The organism is Pseudomonas fluorescens (assembly GCF_001623525.1).
Taxonomy (GTDB): domain Bacteria; phylum Pseudomonadota; class Gammaproteobacteria; order Pseudomonadales; family Pseudomonadaceae; genus Aquipseudomonas; species Aquipseudomonas fluorescens_Q.
Genome location: NZ_CP015225.1, coordinates 3,400,520 through 3,412,793, shown reverse-complemented (window position 1 = coordinate 3,412,793; position 12,274 = coordinate 3,400,520). Strand labels below are relative to the sequence as shown.

Below are 12,274 nucleotides of genomic sequence, written 5' to 3'. Positions count from 1 at the left end.
GCCGGCCTCAGTAAGTCCTGCCAGTATGGTTATTCAAGGAAATGACCTTGGTCTTGCCAATGCGGTGACGGTAGATCTCGCGCAGGTACTTGATGGCCTTTTTCACGCAGTCGCGGGACAGGCGGATATCGTTGATCGAGACGAACTTGTCCTTGTCGTTGATCAGCTCGCGATACTTCTTCTCGTACATCGGCTTGATCGCGTACCAGTTGGTGTCGAGGATCTTCGCCGGGTTTTCGAATTCGTTGAGCAGGTCGTCGATCCGTTCTTCGTCGAAGTCTTCATTGATGATGAAGTCCAGGATCGAGTTGTCCAGGGTATCGTCGAAGCGGTACGGGGTGCGGGCGAAGCAACGTTTGATGAAGGCCACGATCAGGGTCAGGAAATCATCCGACAGGCACGGGCTCTTGGCGATCAGGGTGGTCAGCGACAGGTTGGCCGACGCGCCGATCACCAACGCGTAACGCTTGAGGGTGGTGTTGGGGAACAGGCTGTTGAGGTGGGTCTTGAGCCGGTTCAGGTCCATGTAGGACAGCTTGTAGTCCTTGGGCAGGGAGACGATGGACACCACCGACGAGCAATTCTTGAAGAAGTGCAGGTCATGCAGGGCCGCGGCGTCGTAGCCGGAATTCTTGTATTGCTCCAGGGAGGCGCGGTAGCGCTTGGATTCGATCGGCAGCAGGCTGATGCCTTCGATGGCCTGGGTGACTTTGTTGAAGTGCGGCAGGTCGATGGAGCGGAAGAACAGGTCGTCGATGTTCAGGCGCGGCGGTTCTTTCTCGAACACCTTGAACTTGTCGCCGCTGGGCGCCGGGGTTTCCGGGACGACGGATTCGGCGTAGGCAATCGCCACCGGGCCGGCCAGGCTCATGAACAGGTCGTTGGCGTCCAGGCGAATGGTTTCGCCGATGTCGATGCCGGCACGACGGAAATAGTTCTGGTCGTAGTCGGTGGTCACGGCCTGGGCCGTCAGGATGTTGAAGATCTGCTGGGAGATGTACTGGTTGGCGTGCTTCTCCATGGCATTGACGTCAATGTTCTGGATGTTGCCGTCATCGCTTTCTTCGGCGTAGCGCATGATGTCGTTGGAGATCAGCATCATCGCGTTCCAGGGGCGGATACGCCCCATCACGCTGGCTTCGCTGCTGTCTTCGTTGGCGAAGTTGTACGAGAAATCCCATTCTTCCGACAGGTACTTGCACAGCAGGCGTCCGGCGTTGATGTGCAAGGCCTCGGACATTTCGCTGCGGTGGTCGGAAATGTTCGGCAATACACAGATGCCGCTGGTAAAAATCGGTTCGAAGACGAAGGAGTGACCGCTCTTGCTGTCGTGTTCGTCCATCGGCTTGGTGTCGAACGTCTTGTTCATGTACGAGTATTGCTGGGCCAGGCCGAACTCCGAGGCCATGCCCGAACCGGTACCGCCGCCGGCACTGAAGATCGAGAAGTACAGGCGCGACTGGTTGGCCTTGATGCCGCAGCTGTCGATCAGGTACGAGTGGATCATTTTCCAGTCGGGGCTGGAGAAGCGCTGGGTGTCCTTGTTCAGGATGATCTTGGCCAGGTACTGGCCCAGGATCGGCGCGTTACCGGCGCCACCGGCGTGGACTTCCGAGAGGTCCATGATCTTCATCTTACTGTAGTCGCGCAAAAAGCCGCTTTTCTCACCCTTGCGCGAGAAACGGATGCGCCCGGCGATGTCCTTGTCCAGGTCGCCGAGCATCACCAGCGGTTCTACCAGGAACACCGGTTTGCTGGCCTTGCTGGTGCCCAGGCGCAGGTTGTTGCGGATCCACTGCGCGGGGCTGTAGCCCTTGTCGCTGTAGGCCTTGTCTTCAGCATTGAATTCGTTGAGGTAGAACTTGCGGGCGTTGTACACCAGCTCGGCCACGTCGAGGGCGATGTTGGAGCCGCAGCGGCCCAGGCCGATCAGGCAGACCGAGGGGAATTCCTGCTGAGTGCGGTCGCTCTCGTCCTCTACCAGATGGGGCGGTCGTGGGAACACCGCGTCGCGCAGGCCGTCGAGGTTGTCGAGGATGCGGTCGGTGTTGGTTTCGGTGAAATACAGATACTGCTGAGTCGACAGGGGACGCGAGCTGCTCGATGGTTTCGAGGCTTCAGGGCCATTGGCGGCTGGGCTCAGGGTCAGATCGGATACCGCAGTGGCTGTTTTTTTGGAAGTCATTGTGCGCCATATGCCTGAACTGGTTGGCTCGACGAGCGCTGTCATCGAACCATCGCGGATGGGAGCTCGCGTCCTGGATGGCGCGAAGGTCGGTCCCGAGCGTCCAGGGCTATAGCCTGGGGGGCAGCTCGAGAGATTCTTTCCTGATAGGTTGAATCGGCCACCGGGAGACGATCTTTAATCAAGAATGGGCGAAATGATGGCAATTGTTACAGGTAATTGACCGTTATCAAGAAACGCGCCGCTCGCCATGGGTGGGTATCAGCCTTGCGAATGATTGGAGACAGCCCGCGCGCCGCTGTCTAGATTGCAGATTCCGCTAATGCTCCATAACAATAAAAGAGACGGACCCATGCAGAACTCGACCCAAGCGGCGAATGCCTGGCGCATTCTGTTCCTGTTGTTTTTGGCCAACCTGTTCAACTTCTTCGACCGCACCATCCCGGCGATCATCATCGAGCCGATCCGCATGGAGTGGAGTCTCAGCGACTTCCAGATCGGCATCATCGGCACCGCTTTCACCATCGTCTACGCCATCGCCGGGTTGCCATTGGGACGCATGGCCGATACCGGTTCGCGTAGCAAGTTGATGGGCTGGGGCCTGGCGACCTGGAGCGCGCTGACGGCGGTCAACGGCCTGGTGGGCAGTTTCTGGGCGTTCCTGGTGGTGCGCATGGGCGTGGGCATCGGCGAGGCCAGTTACGCACCGGCCGCCAATTCGCTGATCGGCGACCTGTTCCCGGCCCATCGCCGGGCGCGGGCCATGGGCATCTTCATGCTGGGCCTGCCGATTGGCTTGCTGCTGGCGTTCTTCACCATCGGGGCGATGGTCAAGGCGTTCGACAGTTGGCGCGCGCCGTTCTTTATCGCGGCTGTGCCAGGCTTGGTGCTGGCGCTATTCATGTTCTTCATCAAGGAACCCAAGCGCGGCGCGGCGGAAACCGTGCAGGTGTCCCAGGAAAAGATCGACCGGCCGATCCGTCGGGTGCTGGCGATTCCCACGTTCCTGTGGTTGGTGCTGGCTGGGTTGTGCTTCAACTTCGCTACCTATGCCTGCAACTCCTTCCTGGTGCCGATGCTGCAACGCTATTTCCTGATGCCGCTGCATGAGGCGGCGGTGGCCACCGGGATCATGGTGGGTGTGACGGGGTTGTTCGGGCTCACCCTGGGCGGCTGGGTCGCGGACAAGATCCACCAGCGCGTGCCCAACGGCCGCCTGCTGTTTGCAGCGTTCAGCCTGGCGATTTCGACGGTCACCACAGCATGGGCCCTGCATGCCGGGCGCATTGAAATCGGCGTGTTCGTGGCGGTGTTCAGCGTGGGTTGGCTGTTTGCCTATAACTTCTACACCTGCGTCTACACCGCGATCCAGGACGTGGTGGAGCCGCGCCTGCGCGCCACGGCGATGGCGTTGTACTTTGCGGGGCTGTATTTGCTTGGCGGCGGCCTGGGGCCGGTGGTGGTGGGCGGCTTGTCCGACTACTTCGCCCGCACGGCCATGGCCGCAGCCGGAGTCGAGCAGATGACAGAAGCGTTCAAGGCCATCGGCCTGCATGACGCGATGTATCTGATCCCGGTGGCGTTGTTCCTGACCATGGTGTTCCTGTTCCTGGCGTCACGTTGTTTTGTGCGCGATGCCAAGCGGATGAAGGAGGGGATGAGTGTGGTGATGGTGCCGGGAAGTGTGGCGGCGACGGTTTGACTAAAGCCATACACCGTTCCCCCGTGGCGAGGGAGCTTGCTCCCGCTGGGGCGCGAAGCGGCCCTCTACTGTACCGGCGGACACTGAATTTTTGGGTCTGCTGCGCAGCCCAGCGGGAGCAAGCTCCCTCGCCACAGGGTTCTGTGTTGAACCACGGGGCTGGTTCAATCACAGGCCTGTGGGGCTGTGGCTCTATCTGCCTAGTGAACCTTCTCATCGCGACCACGCAGCAAGCGATTGGGCATCACCACCGCCGCCGCCAGCCCCAGCAACGACACCGCCGCGCTGATCACCAGCAAATGGCGGAACGTCGCCTGCAATTCCTGGCGCAAGGCGTTCTGCGCCTCGCCCGGGGCGGCGTTCAGGCCGTCCAGCAAGACGCTGCCGGAATGCCCTTCACCGATCAACGACGAGCTGGCGAGCTGGGCGAAGCTGGAATCCTGCAGCAAGGCCAGCAGCAACGCTGACATCAGTGCCACGCCCACCGCGCCGCCAAGGGCGCGGAACAGGTTGGTGGTGCTGGTGGCGACGCCGATGTCCTGTTGGTGTACGGCGTTCTGCGCACCCACCAGTGAAGTGGGAAACTGCATGCCGGAGGCGATGCCGCTGAGCAGCATGAACAGGCTGCTCAGCCAGAGCGCGGCGGGCGGGGTGCAGGCCATGCCGAGGATAGCGAACGGGAAGAGCAGGGCGCCGCTCAGGATCATCGGTTTGTAGCGTCCCGTGACCGAGGTCCGGCGACCGGCGAAATACGCACCGATCGGCAGCCCTATCGCCAGCGGCAACAAGTGCAGCGCCGCACTGTCGGCACCGGCGCCGGTCACGCTCTGGAAGCGCAACGGCACCAGCACCGTCAGGGAAATCGCCTGGAAGCTGGTGAAGAACACCGTACACCAGCACAGCACCGCATCGCGGTTGGCGAACAGGTGCATCGGCAACAACGGCTCCCGCGCCCGGCGCTCGTGCCAGGCGAACACCCCCAGCGCTGCGCCTGCGCAACCCAGCAACCCCAACACTTCACGGCTGTGCCAGGCATGACCCTGGCCGACCTGGGTAATCCCCAGCAGCAGCGCCGTCAGGCCGATGATCAGCAACACGGTGCCCAGATAATCAATGATCGGCGTGCGTTGCGGCACTGGCAGCCCGACCAGGCTGCGTCGGGCGACCCACCAGGCCACCAGGCCCAGCGGCAGGTTGATCCAGAACACCCAGCGCCACGACAGGTACTCGGTCATGTAGCCGCCGAGCACCGGCCCGGCCACGCTGGCCACCGCGTACATGCTGCTGAAATAACCCTGGTAGCGACCGCGTTCGCGGGGCGGGATGATGTCGCCGATGATCGCCTGGCTCACCGAAATCATCCCGCCGGCGCCGATGCCCTGGAAAATCCGCGCCAGCACCAATTGCTCCATGTCTTGTGCCAGGCCGCAGAACAGCGAGGCCAGGGTGAACAAGCCCATGCCGAACAGCATCAGCGGCCGGCGACCGTAGAGGTCACCGAGCTTGCCGTAGATCGGCACCGCCACGGTCATGGCGACCATGTAGCCGGAAATCACCCAGGCCAGCAGGCTGACGTCGGCAAACTGTGCGGAGATGGCCGGCATCGAGACGGCGACGATGGTCTGGTCCAGCGCCCCCAGGAAAATCGCCAGCATCAGGGCTACCAGCACGCTGCGGATGGCCGGTTTTGGGGCTTGGAGCGTATTGAACCGAGTCAAGGCAGAACCTGCGGGCATCGCGCCGGAGAGGCAAAATGGACGAAACCCGCAGTTTAAGTCGATAGGCGACTATTCGATAGCCTCGTAAGGAAGTCCGACGTAATTTTCCGCGATGGTCTTGCGACCGGCCTCGGAGTCGACGAAATATTCCAGCTCGGCTTCGCTGATGCGCTGGTTGAAGGCGTCGTCGTCGAAGCGGTGCAGCATCGAGGTCATCCACCAGGAGAACCGTTCGGCTTTCCAGACGCGCCGCAGGCAGATGGCCGAATACTTCTCCAGCAGCTCCACACGGCCGTCGCGATAGACCTTGAGCAGGATGTTGAACAGCGTGCTGACATCGCTGGCCGCCAGGTTCAGCCCTTTGGCGCCAGTGGGCGGGACGATGTGGGCCGCATCGCCCACCAGGAACATCCGCCCATACTGCATCGGCTCGACCACGAAGCTGCGCAGCGGGGCGATGCTTTTCTCGATGGACGGGCCGGTCACCAGGGCTGCGGCCAAGTCGGCGGGCAGGCGGTTTTTCAGTTCACCCCAGAAACGCTCGTCCGGCCAGTCGGCAACTTGTTCCTCGGCGGGCACTTGCAGGTAATAACGGGTGCGGGTCTTGGAGCGCATGCTGCACAAGGCAAAACCGCGCGTGTGGCGAGCGTAGACCAGCTCTTCGTGGACCGGCGGGGTATCGGCCAGCACGCCGAGCCAGCCAAACGGGTAGACGCGTTCGAAGACCTTGAGTTTTTCCGCAGGAATGGACTGTCGCGCCACACCGTGGAAACCGTCGCAACCGGCAATGTAATCGCAGTCCAGGCGCCAGGTTTCTCCTTCATGCTCGAAGGTCACGAAAGGGGTTTGGGTTTGCATGTCGTGGGGTTGGGCGTTGCTGGCCAGGTACAGGGTCCGGGCGCCGGCGGCTTCGCGGGCGGCCATCAAGTCACGGGTCACTTCGGTCTGACCGTAGACCATGACGTTTTTACCACCGGTCAGGCCCTTGAGATCGATGTGTACCCGTCGATCGTTGAGCACCAGTTCAAAACCATCATGGGGCAGGCCTTCGGCGTCCATGCGCTGGCCAACGCCGGCCTGGCGCAGCAGTTCGACCATGCCTTGCTCCAGCACGCCGGCGCGGATGCGGCTCAGTACGTATTCCGGGGTCTGGCGTTCGAGGATGACAGTATCGATCCCGGCGTTGTGCAGCAATTGGCCGAGTAGCAGGCCAGAGGGGCCGGCACCGATAATAGCGACTTGGGTCTTGAGGGTTTTCATTGTTGTTATGACTCGCACGAAGCACGCGACCAGGGTCGGTGTTGATTATTAGAAATCGAGTGCCTACATTTTTCGCTTGCGGACCTGTCAGTTGAAGGGGAAAACTGAGCCGATACCTGTTCTTTTTGCCAATTGGTGCGATTATCGCCCGCAACCCCAGGCCCGGATCCACGTTATGAAAAAACCTGACCTGCCTTCGATCCCGGTGTTCAAGCTCTATGGCGAGAGCCAGGAATGGCCGACGCCGGACTTGTTGCACTGCGAGACCATCTCCAAGCGCAGCCGCGAGCATCAATGGGAAATCAAGCCCCATCGGCATGCCGATCTGTGCCAGTTGTTGTTTGTCTTCAAGGGCCAGGCGGAACTGGAAATCGAGGGTCGGCGCACGCTACTCACCGAGCCGGCCGTGCAGATCCTGCCGCCGCTGTCGGTCCATGGCTTTCGTTTTTCCGAGGATGTGGAAGGTTACGTGGTGACCCTGGCGGCGCCGCTGGTCACGCACCTGCAAGCGCAACTGGGGCATTCGGTCAACGTCCTGGCCCAGGCCGAAAGCTACCCCGCCCTCGAGAATGCCGAGTACCTCAACAGCCTGTTCAGCGCCTTGCAGAATGAGTACGTGGGGCATCAACCGGCGCGGGAAATGCTGATGCATGCGCTGGTCAGCGTGATCATGGTCTGGGTCAGCCGCCAGGTGATGCAGCGACACACCCAGGCCCAGCGCCCGCAACGGGCCCGGGAATACCTCAACGGCTTCATCCAGTTGGTGGAAGAAACCTATCGCGAGCACGTCAAGGTCGAAGACCTGGCCCACCGCCTGGGCATTTCCGTGTCGCACCTCAACGGCACCTGTCGGGAACTGGCGGGGCAACCGGCGTTGCAGATCATGCATGAGCGCCAGTTGCTGGAGGCCAAGCGCCTGCTGACCTACACCGGCATGACCATCTACGAGATTTCCGAAATGCTCGGGTTTTCCGATCCGACCAACTTCACCCGGCTGTTCCGCCGACGCGTGGGCATCTCGCCCAAGACGTTCCGGGACCGGCTCAAGACCGATCAACAGGACGACTGAGCACGCCTCAGCGCAGGGCGTTCAGGGTTGCGCTGTGGGGGATGCACCGTTCGAAGTTGCAACTGGCGTATTCACGGGGCAGTTGCCTGGCCTGCTCGACCCGATAGGCCGCAGTGCCGTACAGCGCGAGCGTGGCGGCGCAGGTGACAAAAATGGCGAGGCGTCTTCTTGTTTTAATGTTCATGGCGGTGACCTCTGAACGAATACCCGGGGGTACTACTTTCAGAATAGGTCAGCTGTGGCGAGTTGCCAGTCAGGCAGGCTTTGTGTGTAAGCCGATATTCAGAACACTGATATCCCCTGGTGGGACCCAGGCTCCCAGGGGCTGAAGCACTGCTTCATTGTGGCGAGGGAGCTTGCTCCCGCTCGGTTGCGCAGCGACCGCAATATTTTGGGGCCGCTGCGCGGGCCCAGCGGGAGCAAGCTCCCTCGCCACAGGTCCACTTCAGCAATGGAAGTGTTCTGAGCCTGTTATTCCAGGTGCTCTGGCTTCATCGGATCGCCCGGCTTGACGTCCAGTTGCTTGCGCACGTCTTCGAACATTTTGTCGTAGTACTCGTGCATCGAGCCGATGCTGGCGGTCTTGGGCAGGCCATACTTCTGGGCGATGCGCGTGGCGTGGCGGGCGAAATCGAAGGCCTGGTCCTTGGCCAGGAAGAATGTCTCGTCCAGTGATTTGTCTTCGACGGTGCCATGCACCCGGAATGACATGCCCGTGCCTTCCTTGCCGTCCTGGTCGACCTTGTAGTCGATGCACAGGTTGTAGCTGAAATCTTCCTTGTTCAGCGCATGGCGCTCCATGTGCAGGTGTCCGGGTTCGAACATGGCCATAAGCAACTCTCCTTCGAAGGCATGGGGAGTAGGGCAGACCCTGGATCCGCCCCGCAAGTTTCCTATTATCGATAAGCGATGCCAGGTGTCGCCGTGCTGATACGAGTGCCGGCCTTGCCCAGGACGATCGCGTCGATGTCCGAGAGTGAACCGATCACCGCGACCTTGCCAGTGTTGCGCGCGAATTCGCAGGCTGCCTGTACCTTCGGCCCCATGGAGCCGGCGGCGAAGCCGAGCTTTTCCATTTCGTCGGGGTGGGCCTGGGCGATGGCTTTCTGGGTCGGCTTGCCGAAGTCGATGAACGCGGCGTTGACGTCGGTGGCGATCACCAGCAGATCGCTTTCCAGCTGTTCGGCCAGCAGCGCCGAGCACAGGTCCTTGTCGATGACCGCTTCCACGCCTTGCAGCTTGCCGTCGGCGTCGTACATCGTCGGGATGCCGCCACCGCCGGCACAGATCACGATACTGCCCTTTTCCAGCAGCCATTTGATCGGGCGGATTTCAAAGATGCGCTTGGGCCTGGGGCTTGCGACCACGCGACGGAACTTGTCGCCGTCCGGGGCGATGGCCCAGCCTTTTTCGGCGGCCAGTTTCTGCGCCTCTTCCTGGCTGTAGACCGGGCCGATGGGTTTGGTGGGTTTTTGGAAGGCCGGGTCGTTGCCGTCCACTTCAACCTGGGTCAGGAGCGTGGCGAAGGGGACTTCGAAGTCCAGCAGATTGCCCAGTTCCTGTTCGATGATGTAGCCGATCATGCCTTCGGTTTCGGCGCCGAGCACGTCCAGCGGATACGGCGTCACCGAGGTGTAGGCCGCTGCCTGCAACGACAGCAGGCCGACCTGCGGGCCGTTGCCGTGGGCGATGACCAGTTGGTTGCCGGGGTGGATTTTCGCGATCTGTTCGGTCGCGGTGCGGATGTTGATGCGTTGATTGTCTGCGGTCATGGGTTCACCCCGACGCAGGAGGGCGTTACCGCCCAGGGCAACGACGATACGCATGGTGTTGTCCTTCTAAAAAATGGACGAACAACGCGGTCCCTTGTGGGAGCGAGCTTGCTCGCGATAGCGGTGTGTCAGTCGACATCAATGTTGCCTGTTCCTGCGCCATCGCGAGCAAGCTCGCTCCCACAAGGGAACTGCGTTGGTTTCAGATATCCGCCAACGCCGAGACCAGGATCGCCTTGATGGTGTGCATGCGGTTTTCCGCTTGCTCGAAGGCGATGTTGGCCGGCGATTCGAAGACCTCCTCGGTCACTTCCACGCCATTGGCCAGGTTCGGGTAACGGGCGGCGATGTCCTTGCCGACCTTGGTTTCGCTGTTATGGAACGCCGGCAGGCAGTGCATGAACTTCACCCGCGGGTTGCCCGAGGCTTTCATCATTTGCGCATTGACCTGGTAGGGCAGCAATTGCTCGATGCGCTCATCCCAGGCTTCCACCGGCTCGCCCATGGACACCCAGATGTCGGTGTGGATGAAGTCCACGCCCTTGACGGCTTCCTTCGGGTCTTCAGTGATGGTGATGCGCGCGCCACTTTCGACGGCGAAGGCCTGGCACTGGTCGATGAAGTCCTGATGCGGCCACAAGGCTTTCGGCGCGCCGATGCGCACGTCCATGCCCAGCTTGGCGCCGATCATCAGCAGCGAATTGCCCATGTTGTAACGGGCATCGCCCAGGTAGGCGTAGCTGATGTCATGCAGCGGCTTGTCGCTGTGTTCGCGCATGGTCAGGGTGTCGGCGATCATTTGGGTGGGGTGGAATTCGGCGGTCAGGCCGTTGAACACCGGCACCCCGGCGAACTTGGCCAGTTCCTCGACGATCTCCTGTTCGAAGCCTCGGTATTCGATGGCGTCGAACATCCGCCCCAGGACCCGGGCGGTGTCTTTCATGCTTTCCTTGTGACCGATCTGCGATGACACCGGGTCGATGTAGGTGACGTGGGCGCCCTGGTCATGGGCTGCGACTTCGAAGGCGCAGCGGGTGCGGGTCGAGGTCTTTTCGAAGATCAGCGCGATGTTCTTGCCCTTGAGGTGCGGTTGTTCGGTGCCGGTGTACTTGGCACGCTTGAGGTCGCGGGACAGGTCCAGCAGAAAGTGCAGCTCGCGGTTGGTGTGGTGCATCAAGCTCAGCAGGCTGCGGTTGCGCATGTTGAAAGCCATGATATGGATCTCCTTGGGTTTCGGTTATCCCCTGGGCGGGTATCGGGTCGATACCGGCCCAGGCTCAAAGGTCAGTAATCGATCGGGTCGCGGATGATCGGGCAGGTCATGCAGTGACCACCGCCACGGCCCCGGCCCAATTCGCTGGCACTGATGGTGATGACTTCCACACCGGCCTTGCGCAGCAGGGTGTTGGTGTAGGTGTTTCGGTCGTAGCCGATCACCACGCCCGGCTCCACGGCCACTACGTTGTTACCGTCGTCCCATTGTTCGCGCTCGGCGGCGAAGCTGTTGCCGCCGGTTTCCACCACCCGCAGCGCCGGCAGCTTGAGGGCCGCGGCCACGGTATCGAGGAAGGTGCCGTCCTCGCGACGCACATCGATGCCGCCGGGCTTGCTCTCGTCAGGGCGCAGGGAGAAGGCGACGATCTGGCTCACCACTTCGGGGAAAATCGTGACCAGGTCGCGGTCGCAGAAGCTGAACACGGTGTCCAGGTGCATGGCCGCGCGGGATTTCGGCAAGCCGGCGACGATCACCCGTTCCACGGCCTTGTGCTTGAACAGGTTCAGCGCCAGTTGGCCGATGGCCTGGCGGGACGAGCGTTCGCCCATGCCGATCAGCACCACGCCGTTGCCGATGGGCATCACGTCGCCGCCTTCAAGGGTGGCGTTGCCGTGATCCTGGTCCGGGTCGCCGTACCAGATCTGGAAGTCGGCGTTCGTGAACTCGGGATGGAATTTGTAGATGGCGCTGGCCAGCAGGGTTTCCTGGCGCCGCGCCGGCCAATACATCGGGTTCAGGGTCACGCCGCCGTAGATCCAGCAGGTGGTGTCGCGGGTGAACTGGGTGTTGGGCAGCGGCGGCAGGATGAAGCTGGAGTGCCCGAGGAAGTCGCGGAACATCTGAATGGTCTTGCCACCGAAGCTGTCCGGCAGGTCGTCGGCCGAGACGCCGCCAATCAGGAATTCGGCGATATGGCGCGGCTCCAGGCTGCGTAGCCAGGAACCGACTTCGTTCACCAGGCCCAGGCCCACCGAGTTGGCGGTGATCTTGCGCTGCAGGATCCAGTCCAGGGCTTCGGGAATGGCGACGATGTCGGTCAGCAGGTTGTGCATTTCCAGCACGTCGATGTCGCGCTCGCGCATCTTGGTGACGAAATCGAAATGGTCGCGCTTGGCCTGGTTGACCCAGATCACATCGTCGAACAGCAGCTCGTCGCAGTTGTTCGGGGTCAGCCGCTGGTGGGCCAGGCCTGGGGAACACACCATGACTTTACGTAATTTGCCGGCTTCGGAATGCACGCCGTATTTCACTTTTTCCGTGGTCATTACAAATCCTCCAGTTAGAACAATCAG

10 protein-coding genes are annotated in these 12,274 nt (G+C 61.4%); 2 read left to right on the top strand and 8 right to left on the bottom strand.

What is annotated here, in order from left to right:
• Nucleotides 1-7 precede the first annotated feature (7 nt).
• Nucleotides 8-2,185, bottom strand: coding sequence for a hypothetical protein (locus TK06_RS14625; protein WP_063322658.1), 2,178 nt, complete (start codon nucleotides 2,183-2,185; stop codon nucleotides 8-10).
• Nucleotides 2,186-2,537: 352 nt separating this feature from the next.
• On the opposite strand from TK06_RS14625, the gene TK06_RS14620 reads away from it, so the two are divergent.
• Entirely contained in the window at nucleotides 2,538-3,887 is a 1,350-nt protein-coding gene (locus TK06_RS14620; protein ID WP_063322657.1) for a spinster family MFS transporter, read from the top strand.
• 200 nt (nucleotides 3,888-4,087) lie between these two features.
• Here the strand turns inward: TK06_RS14620 and TK06_RS14615 are convergent, their stop codons facing one another.
• Both TK06_RS14615 and pobA read right to left on the bottom strand, forming a co-directional pair.
• Complete coding sequence (locus tag TK06_RS14615; RefSeq protein ID WP_086936653.1) at nucleotides 4,088-5,623, bottom strand: MDR family MFS transporter; 1,536 nt, start codon at nucleotides 5,621-5,623, stop codon at nucleotides 4,088-4,090.
• Between the two features lie 51 nt (nucleotides 5,624-5,674).
• Nucleotides 5,675-6,865 (bottom strand): 4-hydroxybenzoate 3-monooxygenase, encoded by a 1,191-nt coding sequence (gene pobA, locus TK06_RS14610; protein WP_063322655.1) that lies wholly within the window; start codon nucleotides 6,863-6,865, stop codon nucleotides 5,675-5,677.
• Between the two features lie 175 nt (nucleotides 6,866-7,040).
• On the opposite strand from pobA, the gene TK06_RS14605 reads away from it, so the two are divergent.
• Nucleotides 7,041-7,934, top strand: a complete 894-nt coding sequence (locus TK06_RS14605; RefSeq protein ID WP_063322654.1) for a helix-turn-helix domain-containing protein — start codon at nucleotides 7,041-7,043, stop codon at nucleotides 7,932-7,934.
• Nucleotides 7,935-7,941: 7 nt separating this feature from the next.
• On the opposite strand, the gene TK06_RS32755 is transcribed toward TK06_RS14605, so the two are convergent.
• The 5 genes from TK06_RS32755 to arcA all read right to left on the bottom strand — a co-directional run bounded on the left by TK06_RS32755 (nucleotide 7,942) and on the right by arcA (nucleotide 12,247).
• Nucleotides 7,942-8,118, bottom strand: a complete 177-nt coding sequence (locus TK06_RS32755) for a hypothetical protein (RefSeq protein WP_162843733.1) — start codon at nucleotides 8,116-8,118, stop codon at nucleotides 7,942-7,944.
• A gap of 287 nt (nucleotides 8,119-8,405) precedes the next feature.
• A complete protein-coding gene (locus TK06_RS14600; protein ID WP_063322653.1) occupies nucleotides 8,406-8,765 on the bottom strand; it encodes a DUF5064 family protein in 360 nt (119 codons plus the stop codon).
• 65 nt (nucleotides 8,766-8,830) lie between these two features.
• Nucleotides 8,831-9,760, bottom strand: a complete 930-nt coding sequence (gene arcC, locus TK06_RS14595) for a carbamate kinase (protein ID WP_063322652.1) — start codon at nucleotides 9,758-9,760, stop codon at nucleotides 8,831-8,833.
• A 148-nt stretch (nucleotides 9,761-9,908) separates the two neighbouring features.
• Nucleotides 9,909-10,919, bottom strand: coding sequence for an ornithine carbamoyltransferase (locus TK06_RS14590; RefSeq protein ID WP_063322651.1), 1,011 nt, complete (start codon nucleotides 10,917-10,919; stop codon nucleotides 9,909-9,911).
• A 71-nt stretch (nucleotides 10,920-10,990) separates the two neighbouring features.
• Complete coding sequence (gene arcA, locus TK06_RS14585; protein WP_063322650.1) at nucleotides 10,991-12,247, bottom strand: arginine deiminase; 1,257 nt, start codon at nucleotides 12,245-12,247, stop codon at nucleotides 10,991-10,993.
• Between the last annotated feature and the right edge of the window lie 27 nt (nucleotides 12,248-12,274).